Consider the following 15,864-nt stretch of genomic DNA (forward strand, 5'->3'; position numbering starts at 1 on the left):
AAAACAATTAACAAAAGTTGATAATTAATTAAAGCCGTCAAGCTTATGACGGGGCTTTAGACCCAATTTCTTGGTAAAGGGCGTTGTGGAGAAAAAATATCGAAAAAAACATCCTAGCTGCTTTTCTTAAAAAACAGCTAGGATGTTTTAATGACAAGCTATTTCAGGACTTTAGCCTGCTGTTGCCAAAGCTCGATTTTTAGTTTTGCCGATCGCCAAACATTTTTTAACAGCAGCAATTACATCTTCCACATCTGCATCTGTTAATTTTGCCGAAATCGGCAAGCTAATTGTATGCAGTCCGATGTAGCTAGCATTGGGATAGTCTTCCGGCTGCCATCCAAACATTTCTTGATAGATAGGATGTTCTGGCATACTCATGTAATGTACGCCGACACCGATATTTTCAGCATTCATAGCGTTGAGAAACTCGTCGCGGCTGATTCCTGTTTTGGCTTCATCTACCAGAATGGTGTACAGGTGATAAGCATGAATGGTATCCGGTTCGGGCTTCGCTGGCAAAGTAATCGGCAAATCCGCAAATGCTTCGTTGTAGCGCTGCCAAATCTGCTCCCGCCGCTGCCAATAAGGAGCAACTCGTTTCATTTGATGAATGCCGATCGCAGCTTGCAGATCCATCATATTGTATTTAAAACCGACCTCCACCACTTGGTAGTGCTTGTAACCCGAGTCTCCGAAGCGCTTCCAAGCATCTTTGCTCATACCGTGCAGCGCTAAAATTTTGAGCCTGTCGGCGTATTCTTGACTGCTGACGATAATCATTCCTCCTTCGCCTGTCGTAATGTTTTTGGTGACATAAAAGCTGAAGCATCCGAAGTCGCCAAATGTGCCTGCTTTCCGCCCCTTGTACTCTGTTTCGATCGCGTGAGCACAATCTTCAATTAACTTCAAGTTGTGACGGCTAGCAATCTCGCAAAGCGCATCCATATCGCAGGGACGACCTGCGAAGTGAACTGGCAAAATTGCTTTAGTTTTTGAAGTTATTTTAGCTTCGACTTGAGCCGGGTCAATATTCATTGTCACCGGATCTACATCCGCCAGTACCGGCGTTGCCCCTGCGTGGATGATCGCATTAACTGTAGCGCAAAAAGTCATCGGAGTAGTAATAACTTCATCCCCCGGTTCTAACGAAGCAGCGAGGATGCTCAAGTGCAGTGCCGCCGTACAGGAATTGACTGAAATCGCGTACTGGGAACCCTTGTAAGCTTTGAAGTCATTTTCAAAACTCATAACTTTAGGGCCTGTACCCAGCCAACCTGTTTTCATGGTTGACACCACTTCTTGAATTTCGGCATCTTCGATCGCCGGGGCGCCGAAAACCAAAAAACGGTCTTTTGAACGAATAGGAGTGTTGTTCATGTTGCTAGTCTTACCCAGTAAGTAAAGTTAATCAAATGGAAGTGTTAATGAAGGCGGTATCAGCGTTTCTTATTTATTTTTCTAGCTCCATCTTGTTTGCTAATACCTTGTGTAATGGCATCTTTTGTATAACAAGCTTAGTAATGACCAGCCGTTTTTCCGCAAGCGCCTGAGTATGACAGAATTCATCTATTTTAAGATAGAGAATCTGCAATGTCCAGTAGATCGTATTTCAGTTTATGAGCGATACACAAGCTCTCGCCTGCATTTTGTGTTTTAAATACTTTATTCAAAAAAAACACGGGTACTTCTCGCTTAACTTTTCGTAAACTGTCGAACATCTATCCCGATCTAGATTAGACAGCGAAGTTATCTAATTTTTGATTTTTGATTTGAGAATTAAGAATGACTGATTCCCGTCTGGTTTGGAGCTTGCCTGGAGTTAGATTTTTTTGTAGTGGTGTAAAAAGTAGGCAAATTTTGCACAAAAAAAATGTAACTTTCCTGTTATTGATGCAGGTTCAGCAACATTCTGCGATCGATCAAAGCAATCAACCGTCCTCGACCAAATCCACTACAATCTAGGCAGACGAATCTTGTTCAAAACGTCTTGCAGCCGTTCTGACACGCCGCCCAATTGTTCTGACAAAGCTACAAGTTTGCCGTAAGCTTCAACTAAACGATCGCCCTCAACATAAACTTCTGGAGTAGGATAATTTTTCATCGCTTCCAGCAGTGTAATCTCGTTATCATTAGTTGCAGACAGCACCAAGGCAGATCTCAAAGCTTCTCGATTTGCATTCCCAGAAGGAGTGCGAATTACCTCACCCACTTCATCGAGGATTATTTCCCCAACCTTGCTGTTAAGCGTCCGATCCAAAAAGCTTTGACTGACTTTCACCGGTCTCGTCAGACTGTTGCGAACGGATTCCGGGTCTTTTTTTGCTTTTCCCAGCAGCATTTCTAAGCCGGGCGACATTTTTCCAGTTTCTACAAAAATTTCTAATTCGCTGACTGGTAAAGTCATTCGGATCGCACTGTATTTGAGCACTACCTTTTCGGCAGCCACAGCAGCATTACTGTAAAATACAATTCCCGCGCCTGCTGCTAAAAATAACGTCCACCGCTTTTTGAAAAATGCTCGACCCATACTCAAATCTCCCAACATCTTTTTCTACTTCGACTTTGACACATCTTATTAGTTACTGTACAGGCTCAGGTATTCGGGAAATGCCACATTATTCGATCGCCCCAACACTTATACCATTTTAGATTTTAGATTTTAGATTTTAGATTTTAGAACTGCGAATGACTGATCGTCGTGGTTTCGAGTATGGGCCTAGAGTTGCATGATTTTTGGGAACTGGTATTACCGATACCGGATGCTAGGCAAAAAACTCTGTTCAGGACGCTGCTACGGGCCTCTGTGTGGGGGATGCAAACCCTACTGATTCTCTCGCTCTATCTCTCGATCCTAGCAAAATGCCTAACGCCAGCTCTTCTATCAGTGAAGGCTGGCGCTGGGCTTAAATTTATTTTATATATTTAGGGTCTTTATGAAAGCTGACCCCAATTGAACGAGTTACAAGCGGTTTATGATTAGGGCCTTTAAATTTGCTGACCCCAATTGAACCCACATTCTTATAATTACAGGGATCGCTGGAAAACCACGATTTCATAATAATTTCTTTATATTTATAACTTTTTCTTGCCTAAGATAAATTTTTGTCTCGATTTGTACATTTTTGTTACTTGGACTTCGGGGAGCGGCCCTCGGCCCGCTGCTCCCAGCGAAACAGGAACACCATCAGGGCCACCACTCCGACTTGGAGGGCAAAATTGGGCAAAGCAGAGCCAATTTCGCGGCCAGAGGCAATTTTAGCGAGGAAAACCAAGCCGCCGATAAAGCCCGAAGCGCCACAAGCTACATAGACAAACTGTCGCAGAGGCCGGTAGGGAGTGGCCATTTCTGCGGTTAAACGCTCGTATTGTTGGCGGCTGAGGTTGCGCGGGTTTTTTGGGATGTTTGTGCGATCGTCCGAATTTGGAGCTGGCATAGATTTAGAAAATAAGTAAATTAGGATTGGGCCACAAAAACCCGGTTTCTACCAGAAATCCTCTGGCTGAGGTCGCCAATACGGTCGCAAAACCAGGTTTTTGGTCATGTGGGCGCAAGTCAAGCGAATATTAGACTACAACAAATATCTCACAACTGCCGAAACAAATCACCGCTGAAGCAAAAGCACAACTGTTTGCAAACAGCCAATAAAAACACCCAAAATGCCTCCTAAATTTACAATTCCCTGCAACTCGCTTTTGACAATTCCCTGAATTGCTAACTCCAACTCTTCAGGAGAAGTACCTTTGACTCGATCGACAATCACCTGGTCAATATTCAAAATTGGGATAGCCTGAGCTACAATATTTTCTAAATCCCGCTCTAGATAGCGCTCTAAAACCAAAGCCAGTTCTTTGCTGACAATTCCCAGGGAAGCGCTCATCACCGCTGAAGTTTGCAAGCGATTGAGAATCAACCGCGAAATATTTTCCCAGTCAATAGATTTACTCAACCCCTCAAGTACATCTGTACCCCGCTGCTGAACATAGCTGCGAACACTGTCGCGCATAGTTTTTCGCAACTGTCTCACAGTCGAAACCGGTAAATTTTGCATCGACAAATTTTGCAGCCATTCCTGAATTCGCCCGCGAATTCCCAAAGAAATAGTTAACTCTGCTAAGCGCTGATTTGTCGCTTCTCTGTCATCCAGACAAAAAGTCCGCAGCCGAGTTAAAGTGTTCCGCAAACCAAACAAATTTGCTACTACCCAATAAGTGCCGCTGGTTTTTTCTCGAAACCCTTCATCGATGATCGAAATATTGCGATCCGTCAAAAAGTCAATTAAAGCCTGCCGCAGCACTTCCGGTGGTATTACTACCTGCAACAACCACTCAGCAAGCTGAGCAGCCTGAGCTTCCGTTAGCTGAATCTCCAGCAAAACTTGGTCAAAAATTTGATTAAGCTGAGCTTCTAAAAAATCTTCCCGGCGCGCCAAAACTTTGAGAATTCGCGGCACAGATTCCCCCAGCAAATCTCGCAGAATGTTAGCGAGAATTTTAGCCGTTTTTTGCTCTGCGTCTGCTTTTACCTGATCGAGCGCCAACTGTAACAACCAGAGAATCACCGACTGCATCCGCTCGGTTTGCAGGAGGCGGCGCGCCAAGTTTTGCAGTTCCTGTGGCGTCAGCAGCGAACCCATAATTGTGTCGGAAATTCGCTTTGCTAAACGCTCTTGGTTGCGGGGGATCAAGCCTGGAGTGAAAGGCAACTTCCGCCCTTTGATGTAAATAGCTCGATAGGGACGGAACAGCATTTTGATAGCTATATCGTTAGTGAAATAGCCAATAATTCCTCCCACTACAGGTGGGGCCAACAACAGCCAAATGTCAGACGGATTCATAAGATTTTAGATTTTAGATTTTAGATTTTAGATTTACTCCACAGATGAATCTGGGGGGTTGAACCTTGGTCTAAAATTTTGATCTGGGGTATTCGATCGACCGAAACTGCAACCACTTTTAATTTTCAATTGCTTTGACTAATACCAATACTCCCATCATAGCTCCAGCAATGGGGTAGTGGGTGGCGGCGGCAAATCCGGCTTTGTTGGCGATCGCGACTTGTTGCTGGCCGATCGGGAATTTTTCTAAACTAGGATTAATGTAGGCATATTCTTGAGTCATGCCAAATTGCTGAGCAATGGGCACTACAAGAGTGTCTAGATAAAACTGCTGAAAGCTCCGCATTAGGGAATTGCTGGGGCGGTGGAGGTCGAGAATAGCTGCTTTGGCACCGGGTTTGAGCACGCGGTGCAATTCCTGAAGACTGCGGGGGATGTCAGTCACGTTACGCAGCCCGTAACCCATTGTGGCGCAGTCGAAGTAATTGTCAGCAAAAGGCAAGTCTAGGGCGTCAGCTTCTACCCAGGAAATGGGACTAGCAGGGGTGAGAAAAGGTCGATCTCGCCTAGCAGCCACGGCCAATTGTTCGGCGGAAAAATCTACTCCAAATACGCAACCAGTCGGCCCTGCTTGTTTGGCCAGCAACAAAGCTAGATCCCCGCTACCGCAGCACAAGTCTAAACAAGTATTTCCGGGGCCCGCACTGCTCCATTTCACCGCCATTTGCTTCCAAATCCGGTGTTGCCCAAAGCTCAACCAGTCGTTCAATTGGTTGTAAACAGGTGCAATTCGATTAAATATAGTTTTAATTTGTTCTGCGTTATTAGTCATTAGTTATTAGTTGTTAGTCATTGGTCATTAGTCATTAGCCATTAATCATTGGTCATTGGTGATTTATCAGCAGGAAAAAATAATTAATTCGTGCATTCATGTCATGCTGTCGCCAGTCATTAATGCTTTTTTATTTGTTAGCTATCCGCGAGATTTTGTCTTGAATCCTTCGTTGGCTCTTATTTTAAACTCAAGACAGAGAGCCGACTAATAACTAATGACTGACAACTAATGACTGACGATCCCGCCCAAAAACAGGTACAAGCTCCCGACAATCGTCGTGGAAATTCAAAAATTTTAGACTTTTGTTCAAGCTCCAAGATTCACTGCGCTGCAAGTAAATCTAAAATCTAAAATCTAAAATCTAAAATCTAAAATCGATTGACTGATGACTAATGACCCTGAAAACTCGTCAATACCAAAGCAACTTCTTGAGCGGCGAGGTGAACGGTTGTGAGTTCGTCGGGGCGCAGGGAACAAGGTTGTTTCCACTGCATGGAAATTAGGGCGATCGATCGACCTTTGTGACTAACCGGGATGCTCAGGTGAGCTTGAATGCCGGATTTCTGATAGTGCGGCAGACTCGCTAGGTTGGTGTCGAGTCCAATATTCACAACACCCTGAATAGTTTGAGAGGTAATTGCTTCTCGAACCAGAGGGTCATCCGCCAGCCAATTTTCCACAGTTGAACCCGTGGTGTGACAGCCTTGGACTGGGATTAAAACATTTCCTTCCACCAGTTGCAAAATGCAAAAGTCCGCCAAAAAATTATCACTTATAGCAGTAGCAATTGGATCTAAACTTGCTTCCAAACTCGGATAATCCACAGCCGTTTGCATGATTGTTGCTAACAGTTGTATTTGATTTTGAGCGCGATCCAATTCCTCAGTCCGCTGCTTGAGAATTTCATAAGTCTCGGCTGCCTTTTGCACCACCATTTTCAGTTCGTTCGGGTCCCAAGGCTTGGTGATATACTTATAAACCTGTCCTGAGTTAATCGCATCCACCAAGTCTTCAATGTCCGTAAAACCAGTCAAGATAATTCTGACCGTATTCGGAAACTGGGGCACGGTTTTGCTCAAAAACTCCGTTCCCTTCATTTCGGGCATCCGCTGGTCGGAAATGATTACGGCGACCTCGCCTTCGATGCCGAGGACTTCCAAGGCGCGAATTCCGCTCTCAGCTTTGAGAACGTTAAAATCTCGTCGGAAAGTGCGGTAGAGTAAATCCAGATTGTCTGGTTCGTCGTCTACTACCAGCATTTTGGGCTTTTTCGGTCTGTGTAGGGTCATGAGCTGGCGTTTAATTTGATCTAGCTCTGAAATGGCATTATCCATAACAATACGATAAACTCCCCTTTGTACATTTAGGCGAGCAACTATTCTTTGACACTCCCCACGCATAGAATGCGGGGGATTCTTCTCTCAAAGGCTCGACTCTAGACCGATATTACTATCGATCCCCGATAGAACGCCTCCAGAAGCAGTTTTACTCACGGGCTGCCCGACCGCAAGAATACCTCTGTCTCTAATTACTTGTGCTGCTGCTGTATCGCGATGAGTGGTGTACCCGCACGAATGACAACTATGGATTCTGACATCCAAGGTTTTCTTACCAGTATGGGTTCCACATTGGGGGCAAATTTGACTCGTATAGTTTTTATCAACACGAGCAAAATACACCCCGCGCTTCCAACACACATGAGACAGAATCGAGAAGAATTGACCATAGGCTGCATCGAGACTATGTTTACCGAACATCCCCTTTGCCCAAGCCTTAAAATTGATATCCTCAATGAATATCATTCCTGCTTGGTCACATAACCTATGAGCTAATTTATAGTGCCAATCCTTTCTGGTATCACTGATTTTTTGATGAATTCTAGCAATCTTTTTCTGGAGAGCAAGCCAATTCTTAGACCCTTTTCTTTGATGCTTTAATCTTCGCTGCAGTGATTTCAACTCGCGGTGAAGTGCCTGAAAAAATCTCGGTCTGTTGACTAATTCTCCATCTGAAGTTGCGAGGTATTTGTCAAGCCCAATATCTACCCCTAATGGATGTCCTGACGGTGGGCGAGCGGGCAGGTTGACTGCTAACTGGTAGGTCAGCATGACAAAATATCCTGATGCCCTTTTAACTACTCTAATTTGCTTGAGTATAAAACCCTCTGGTGTGGGTCTAGACATTTTCATCCTTACCCACCCAATCTTAGGCAGATTAACCTTTCCATTCTCCACTGCTGCATCCTTAACAGCCGGGAAAACAAACGATCGCATCCGTTTTTTGAAGCGAGGAAACCCATGCCCTCTATCCCACATTGCCACAAATGCCGACTCTAAAACCTTTAAAGTTTGCTGCAATACTTGCGAATGAGGGGTCTTTAATTCGGGACAATGCTTCTTAGCTTCTGCCAAACCTTTGCACTGACTAGCATAGGTTGGTCTAGGAGTATCCGGTGAGATAATATACTCACCAACTATCGAACAAGCATTAACAGAAGACTTACGAGAATTCACCCAATCTTTCCGTTCTCGCAAGGCATAGTTATAAACCTGACGACAAACAGACAACCAAATCTCAAATATTTGAACTTGAGATTTGGTTGGACGTAGTTTGTACTCGTGAGTTACTGTTAGCATGATATAATCATATCATGCTTTTAGAAATCAACCAGGATTTTTCTAAGACTGTAGGTAGCCGCCTCCGCTGCCGAGTTCATCCCCACGCCTGAAGTCGGGGGCTTTCCTCTCGTTTTCCGGTAACAATAGTCTCATAACTCACTTACTATTAATCTATCGCTCTGCCGCGACACGAGCCTTGCCGGTATCCAATTACACATAACTTAGCCTGAGTTTTTGATTCAATTATGACTGATACACCGCAAGATTCCTCCCCTCCTGCATCTGCATCCTCCACAAATGCTGTGGATGCTGAAAAGTTAATTCGATCGCTCCGCCGCAAAGAAGGCACTTGGGTAGAGTGGGGACAGGCCTGCACAGCACTGCTAAAAGCTGGCTACAACTCTCAAAGGATTTTTGAAGAAACTGGTTTTGAGCCAATTCAGCAAAATCAAGTAAGCGTCGCAGCCCAAGTTTACACCAGCATGGTCAATGCTGGGGCTTCAGAGGAAGTTCGATCGCACTTTTTGGGCAAAGGTAGCGATATCTTATACGAGTTTCGGATTCTCTCTCAAGTAGAGCGTGCCGGGGCGGCTGCTTTGATGCTAACCCACAACTTGGATGTTGACGATGCTCGCCAAGTTGCTAAAGCGATCAAGGAGTTTTCGCACTTCGGGAGTCTCCCCCAAGGGTTCACAGACACTCCCGGCGATGCTATGGCTTACCAATGCTGGCAATTGGCGAGACAGAAAAGCGATTTGCAAGAGCGATCGCGCTTAATTGCTCGCGGTTTAAAATTAGCTAGCAGCCAAACCGCTAGGGCGCAAATCGAGCAGTTGCTCGTCGATTTTACCGTAGTTGCGAGACGGGAAGCGCCCCGCTTGCCCGTCTACCGGCTGGATACCGAAGAACAATTGCCGCGCGTTGTCCCGGTTGTCGGCAAATTGCCGCTTTCTACGACAGATTTGCTGGCAGTGCCTTTGCCGGAGGAAATCGAGCCGTTCCGAATGGTAAAATTTTCTGGAGCAGGAGCTTGGGTGGCGATTCCCGGATGGCAGGTAATTTTGAACGCTGAAGATCCGGTGGCGGTTTTGGGAATGAGCGATAAATTGCCGGTACCGCTGCAAGGCAAAGTTGAAGAAGTTTTGATTATTGCCGATCGAGCTCAAAGACAGTGGGATGCTGACAGTTATTTCCTCGCAGATAACGCTGGCAATTTAGAATTGTACTGGTTTGAACAATCCCCGGATATTCCTATTTTGGGGCGAGTTGTTCTGGTGATGCGTCCCAAAAAGATTGTGGATGAAGACTATACCAAAGATGGATGGCAAATTGATGATTAGTCAGTTGACTGTTGACTGTTGACTGTTGACTGTTGTCGTTGGCTTTAAGAACGGTTTCTTCGGCCGTTCCCCAATACATAAATTTTATGTGGGTCGAATGACTAATGACTAATGACTAATCACTACTGAGGCGGTTTCGGTTCTTGAATTTGCGGAACAGAATGCTGTTTCTTAAATCGATTAAAGCCGTAAACCGCAGCCCCAATTAACAGCAAATAAGGACTGTAAGCCAACAGCCAAATACCCAAAGCAAACAAACCGAGCGTCAATTCACCCACAGAATGAGTCGCTTTCCCCCAAGTTTCCTGCGCCCGCAAACCTAGAGAAGGTTCCTGAGTTTGTTGAGCCGATACTGCTGCTTCTAGAGTTAAGCTAATAGTTGAATAGGCTACTTGATTTCGCAAACTTTTTAACTGAGCGTCAATGCGTTCGATCGACTCCCGAATGTTGCTCAACTCTTGAGAAGCTTTGAGTACATCGCCAACAGAACCCGATCGCTCCATAATTTTTAACACCATTTCCTCGGATTTGCGGAGATTCCGCAGTCTAGCCTCGCTGTCAACTAATTGAGTGGTAACATCCTCAGCCGTCAGAGAACGGTTCTCTACAGTTCCGAGTTTTGCCAAAGCATTTAAAGTAGTTTCTAAACGTTCTTGAGGCACCCGAATCTCCACAGACGCGGTTTGGCGGACACTCGAATCCGGCGGCTTCTGATTTTGGAAACCCAAGATATCGCCTTGCTGTTTTTCGACAATATTAGTAACAGATTTAGTGCTGGCGTCAATAGATTTAACAACTACACTGAGTTGGGCTTTTTTAATCAGTTGGGGACGGGTTGCGGGAGTTTCTGCTGCTTTTTTTGATGCACCAGAAGTTTTTGACCTTTGGGCTGCTGGATCGGGTGCTGGTGCCGATTGTGGAGCCGATTCGGCCACTTGGTTTTCACGGATGCTGGATGAACCTGCGCCGCCTGGAGCGCTGCTGGACGTTTGAGCTCCTCCGCAGCTAGGCAAAGCAATTGTGGAAGATAAAGTTAAGAATACCGCAACAGCAAAACGAGTTGTGCTGTTGTTGGCTGGGTTTGGGTTTGGCTTGTGGGGCGGGGAATTGATTTTGAGGTGAGTTTTCATTTGGGTGACTCCTCTAAAAAAGGCTTGGGTATTGAATTTTATGCTGGTTTTAATTTAAGCTCGAATAGATAGCGTTAGTTTAGCCGATACCGAAATGGAAACGGTAGAGGTTGCAGATTTTTTTATTTTTAACCGCAGATGAACGCAGATAAACGCGGATGTAATAATGACTGATGAATTTGATTCTGATTTTATGCGATCGACAACCAATATCGATCGCCCTGGCAACATTTCCTCTGGGTTAGACTCTGCGGCAGTTTTGCGAGAACAAGCTTGCCTTAAAATTCGCGAAAGCTTGCGTGCGGGGCAGCAAGACATGGCGGATTGGCAAGGCGGTCCCCTTGCTGTTTCGGCGGTTCCGGGGGCCGGGAAGTCTACGGGAATGGCTGCTGCGTCGGCAATTGCGATCGCCCGCAACGGGCTTCACAGCCGCCGCCAGTTAATTGTCGTCACATTTACGCGATCGGCTGCTGCTAATATTAAAGCTAAAATTCGGGAAAGATTGACAGAATTGTCTTTATCTCAAGGCGGTTTTGCTGTGCACACTTTGCACGGTTTAGCTTTGAATATTGCGATGCGCCATCCTGATTTGTCGGGTTTAAATTTAGAAAATTCAACCTTAGTTACTCCCACTCAAAGTCACCGATTAATTCGCACCTGTGTAGAACTTTGGATTGCGGAAAATCCCCGCAGATATCAAGTTTTGTTGGAAGGACAGCAATTCGACGGAGAGGAAACGGAGAGGCTGCGGCGACAATCGGTTTTGCGGACGGAAATTTTGCCGCAGGTAGCTAAAACTGTGATTCACGAGGCAAAATCTTCTGGTTTGTTTCCCGAACAGTTGTTAGAAATGAGCGCTCTTGATACTGGGGATGGTTATGAAATTTTAGCAGTAGCTGGGGGTTTATATCAAAAATATCAGGCTTTGTTGAGGAGTCGGGAATTCATCGATTATGACGAGATGATTTTAGCAGCTTTGCGGGTGTTGGAAAATCCGAAGGCGAGGGCGATCGAGCAAAAGCAAGTATTTGCCGTTTTTGAGGACGAAGCCCAAGATTCTACACCTTTGCAAACTCGGCTTTTGAAAACATTGGCGAGCGATCCAGAGCCTGCTAAATCACCTCCCAATTTTATCAGAGTTGGCGACCCAAATCAAGCGATTAATTCTACTTTCACTCCCGCCGATCCGATTTATTTTAACCAATTTTGTGATGAGTGCGAAGTAGAGAATAAGTTAGCGACAATGGACGGTGCCGGTCGCAGCACCCAAGTAATTATCGAGGCCGCTAACTTTATGTTGCAATGGGTAAATGGTTCGGAATTAGCGAAAAATGAAAAGCCTTTTCGCGACCAAACTATTAAGCCAGTACCCAGCGATGACCCGCAGCAAAATGCAAATCCGGCTCCGATTGGTCGAGGCTTAGAATTGCATACTCCCCGCGATATTTACCATACAGTTGAGTTAATTGGCAAGCGGGTAATTGAGTTAGTTGAGGAATTTTTACCAGCCGATTTTGAATTTACAAAAACTGAAAAAGCTATCGATTCAGGCGAAGAAGCTACCGATGGAGAAAATAGTGCAAAATTGCCGTTAGAAAATCTGAAATCGATGGCTATTTTGGTGCGGGAAAACAAACAAGGTAAGTTTATCAAAGAAGTGCTGGAAAATCCTCAAAAACACGGATTAAGCTTTGATTTGCGGAAATACGGGATTAAAATTGAGGATGTGGGAGAACGCGACAGACATTCTCAAGTACCTTGGGAAATCTTAACACTGCTGCAATTTCTCGATCGCCCGCACTCTCCAGACTACCTGAAAGCAGCCTTAAAGATTTTGAGCGATCGACAACTCATCCCCAAACAAGACTACAATGCTTTTGCTACCAGCCCCGAACAATTCCTTTACCCAGGCCCCCTAGACCCCCAGCAGTCAGATCCCGTTCGCAAATGCCGCTATTTTTGCTGCGGTTTGCTGCAAGCTAGCTTAGAACTGCCGCCCTACCAAATCATTTCCTTCTTAGCCTTAGCGCTGCAATACGACCAAACAGAATTAGCCACCGCCGACAAATTAGCAGAACGAGTAGCAATCCAAACAGCCGGCAACAATTCAATGCGGAATATTTTGGGCGTACTTAGCGAAATTGTCAGTTCCGAAAGATTTGAACCTGTGGATGCAGACGACAAAATAGAAGAACGTTATACCAGCAAAGGTCAACTAACAATTATTACCATGCACAAAGCTAAAGGATTGGATTGGGATTGCGTATTTTTGCCGTTTCTGCACGAACAAACCATCCCCGGAAATTTGCGGGTTTTGCCGCAAACCCGATTTTTAGGAGATTTCACTTTAGCAGAGGTAGCGAGAGCACAAATTCGAGCAAGTTTGCACGGAAAATATCCTTTACCAAATCTAGGCGAAGCGTGGGAACAAGCAGGTTATTTGAAAACAGCAGAAGAGTTTCGACTGCTGTATGTGGCGATGACGCGAGCAAAAAGTTTGTTGTGGATGGCGGCGGAGAAAAAAGGGCCTTTTACGTGGAACAAACCAGAGAATTTACAGGAGCAAAAACCTTGTCCGGTAATGCCTGTCTTGAAGCAGAGATTTCCGAGTAATGCTATATAAAAGAAGTAAGAATTATATCATGTCCGGTCGATTACGCCAAATCATACCAATTTTAAAAAAGAATGCAACAGTATTCTTGTTCCCCCCGCAATGCAGCGGGGGGGCTAGGGGGGGTCGAAGAGTGTTGCACGATTTTAGAGAAATGGTATCAGGTAGGGGCGGGTTCACCAACAATATCTGCCAATAATTAACAATCTCAAAAACCCGCCCTGCCCGGATATTATGGTCAATCTATCGGACATGATATTAAGGATCGCCAATTAAATAACTTACAATTTTAATTGTTATTGTGGGATGGGCGTCCCGCCCGTCCAGAAAGGGCGGGCGGGACGCCCATCCCACAATAACCATCACGCATTGTAAGTTATTTAATTCTCATTCCTCACCACTTTCCTGACATCGTGCCCTTGAGTCTCAATTCTTCTCGACTAACTAGAGCTTCGTAGTAATCGGGTTTGATTTCGAGGGCGACTCCGTAAGAGCTAATGGCATCTTGAGTTCGCTGCAATTTTTGCAAAACGTCGCCCCGCTGCGCCCAAGCTTCCCAGTTGTCTGGCTTGAGTTGAATCACTTGGTCAAAAGCGACGAGTGCTTGGGAATACTTCTGCATTTCCCCTAGGATCAGACCTCGCTGCACCCAGCCTTGATAGTTGTCCGGCCAGACAGTAATTGCTCGATCGTATGATGCTAGAGCTTGTTCGTACTGCTGCAATTTTGACAAAGAGTTGCCGCGTTGCAACCAAGCTTCAAAATTGTCGGGCACGATTTTAATTACGCGGTTGTAAGCTGCGACGGCTTCTTCGTAACGCTGCAATTTTTCCAGCGCTGCGCCTTGCTGCAACCCTACTTTTGATGTAATTTCTGCTTCTGAAGTCAGAGAGATTACTTTATCAAAACAGGCTATCGCTTCTTCGTATTGCTGCAATTTTTCCAAAGCTTCGCCTCGCAAGTTCCAAGCTTCTAGAAAGTTACCTTCAATTTGTAGGGCATTACTGTAAGCGATAATTGCCTCTTTGTAGCGTTCCAATCCTGCTAGCGCCATGCCTCTACCCAGCCAAGCTTCGGGAAAATTCGGATTAATTTGAATGGCTTGGTCAAAAGCAGCGATCGCCCCTTCAAAATCTCTCGATTCTGACAGTGTTTGACCGCGCCCGATCCATGCTTCGGGATACAAAGAATTAATTTGAATTGCCCGATCGAAACAAGCAATTGCCGCATCGGCCCACTGGTGTTTGAGGGCCATTCCTTTATAAAACCAAGCTTCGCAGTCGTTGGGCTGCATTTGCAGTACGCGATCGTAAGCTGTCACCGCTTCTGCGTATTTGTGCAATTTTGCTGAAGCAATGCCCCGATTGAACCAAGCCAGACTATTTTGCGGTTGCAGTTGAATGGCGCGATCGTAAGAAGTTACCGCTTCAGCGTAGCGTTCGGCTTTCATCAAAGCCAAACCTCGGTTCAGCCAAGCTTCCCAATTAGTCGGGACGAGTTTCAGCGCGCGCTCGAAAGCGGCCACGGCTTCAGGATAGCGCTCAGCTTGAACCAACACGTTGCCTTGCCGATACCACATGGCGGGCAAATTTGGATGAAGTTGGGTTGCTTTTTTGTAACAGCTTGCGGCTGTATCCCACTGCTGCAATTCCTCTAAAACTCTGCCCCGCTGATACCAAGCTTCGTGCTTTTCTGAATTGATTTGAATTGCCGTGTCGAAAGCCGCGATCGCTTCTGAGTGATTTTGCAAACTTAACAGCCCTGTCCCGCGCAGCATCCAAGCCCAGTATTCTTCGGGATTAATTGCTGTAGCTCGATCGGCGCAGGCTACGGTTTCTGCGTAGGAGTGCAGTTGTTTGTAAGCTTTGCCCAGATTCAGCCACGCCCGGGCCCAGTCCGGCTTAATTTGAACCGCTTTTCCGTAGCAAAGGACTGCCGCTTCGTACCTTCCCGATGCGTACAATCTATTGCCCCGATCGTAATCTGGAAATGCTGCAAAAATTCTTAAAATCGGCGGCAGCATAGCTGGCTGGGGGTTTGAGGAGTTTTCAGGAGCCGAAGTCGAGAGGTCTGGCATACGCCTTGCACATAAAAAATTTAGTTGGATAACAAGCTTGCGGTCTTATATAGCGGTTCTCAAGTAAGTGAGGTACGTAGTTGGGCTTTAGCCCTCCGATCGTGCTTATGCAGTAAGTGAGATAAGTGCCTAACAACTCCAATTACCAATTATCAGTCATACCTCATCTACCTGAGAAGAGCTATATATTAACTTATGCTTTTCTTAACTCGCTGCTGTTTTGAGACGAACTTAGCATATCAGGTCTGCTGCCACAAATTATGTTTACTTAACTGTAATGTATAAAATTATGCACCGCTCCCGCTTTGCGTATACCGCTGTAAAATACGGTCAGTCGATTTTCGATTTTCGATTTTCGATTGACCGAAAGCATCCAGGATACAAGCCCCCGGATTCATCCGTCCAGAAATAAAAA

General features: G+C 45.5%; 11 protein-coding genes. 2 read left to right on the forward strand and 9 right to left on the reverse strand.

The window, feature by feature from the left end; translation table 11 throughout:
- Nucleotides 1–171: 171 nt before the first annotated feature.
- The 7 genes from QT973_RS23465 to QT973_RS23495 form a co-directional block, all read right to left on the reverse strand.
- Nucleotides 172–1,380, reverse strand: coding sequence for a DegT/DnrJ/EryC1/StrS family aminotransferase (locus QT973_RS23465; protein ID WP_333208444.1), 1,209 nt, complete (start codon nt 1,378–1,380; stop codon nt 172–174).
- 574 nt (nt 1,381–1,954) lie between these two features.
- Nucleotides 1,955–2,530 (reverse strand): alpha/beta hydrolase, encoded by a 576-nt coding sequence (locus QT973_RS23470; protein WP_333057718.1) that lies wholly within the window; start codon nt 2,528–2,530, stop codon nt 1,955–1,957.
- A 598-nt stretch (nt 2,531–3,128) separates the two neighbouring features.
- A complete protein-coding gene (locus QT973_RS23475; RefSeq protein WP_333057719.1) occupies nt 3,129–3,437 on the reverse strand; it encodes a DUF3493 domain-containing protein in 309 nt (102 codons plus the stop codon).
- Between the two features lie 168 nt (nt 3,438–3,605).
- The gene (locus tag QT973_RS23480; protein ID WP_333057721.1) at nt 3,606–4,838 is read right to left on the reverse strand and encodes a DUF445 family protein; all 1,233 of its coding nucleotides are present in this window, start codon (nt 4,836–4,838) and stop codon (nt 3,606–3,608) included.
- A 118-nt stretch (nt 4,839–4,956) separates the two neighbouring features.
- Entirely contained in the window at nt 4,957–5,670 is a 714-nt protein-coding gene (ubiE, locus tag QT973_RS23485) for a bifunctional demethylmenaquinone methyltransferase/2-methoxy-6-polyprenyl-1,4-benzoquinol methylase UbiE (protein WP_333249884.1), read from the reverse strand.
- A gap of 392 nt (nt 5,671–6,062) precedes the next feature.
- Nucleotides 6,063–7,007: a response regulator gene (locus QT973_RS23490; protein WP_333057724.1), complete on the reverse strand. Its 945-nt coding sequence runs from the start codon at nt 7,005–7,007 to the stop codon at nt 6,063–6,065.
- 87 nt (nt 7,008–7,094) lie between these two features.
- On the reverse strand, nt 7,095–8,309 hold the full coding sequence (locus QT973_RS23495) for a transposase (protein WP_333057725.1): 1,215 nt from the start codon (nt 8,307–8,309) through the stop codon (nt 7,095–7,097).
- 227 nt (nt 8,310–8,536) lie between these two features.
- On the opposite strand from QT973_RS23495, the gene QT973_RS23500 reads away from it, so the two are divergent.
- Nucleotides 8,537–9,631 carry a RuBisCO accumulation factor 1 gene (locus tag QT973_RS23500; protein WP_333057726.1) on the forward strand — a complete coding sequence of 365 codons (1,095 nt, stop codon included), beginning with the start codon at nt 8,537–8,539 and terminating at the stop codon, nt 9,629–9,631.
- 122 nt (nt 9,632–9,753) lie between these two features.
- On the opposite strand, the gene QT973_RS23505 is transcribed toward QT973_RS23500, so the two are convergent.
- Entirely contained in the window at nt 9,754–10,761 is a 1,008-nt protein-coding gene (locus QT973_RS23505; protein WP_333392265.1) for a DUF4349 domain-containing protein, read from the reverse strand.
- 166 nt (nt 10,762–10,927) lie between these two features.
- Here QT973_RS23505 and QT973_RS23510 point away from each other — a divergent pair, with 166 nt between their 5' ends.
- Nucleotides 10,928–13,384 carry an ATP-dependent helicase gene (locus QT973_RS23510; protein ID WP_333261893.1) on the forward strand — a complete coding sequence of 819 codons (2,457 nt, stop codon included), beginning with the start codon at nt 10,928–10,930 and terminating at the stop codon, nt 13,382–13,384.
- Between the two features lie 382 nt (nt 13,385–13,766).
- On the opposite strand, the gene QT973_RS23515 is transcribed toward QT973_RS23510, so the two are convergent.
- Complete coding sequence (locus QT973_RS23515; protein ID WP_333392274.1) at nt 13,767–15,449, reverse strand: tetratricopeptide repeat protein; 1,683 nt, start codon at nt 15,447–15,449, stop codon at nt 13,767–13,769.
- Nucleotides 15,450–15,864: the final 415 nt, after the last annotated feature.

It is taken from the genome of Microcoleus sp. Z1_A1, assembly GCF_036700305.1.
Classification (GTDB): domain Bacteria; phylum Cyanobacteriota; class Cyanobacteriia; order Cyanobacteriales; family Microcoleaceae; genus Microcoleus.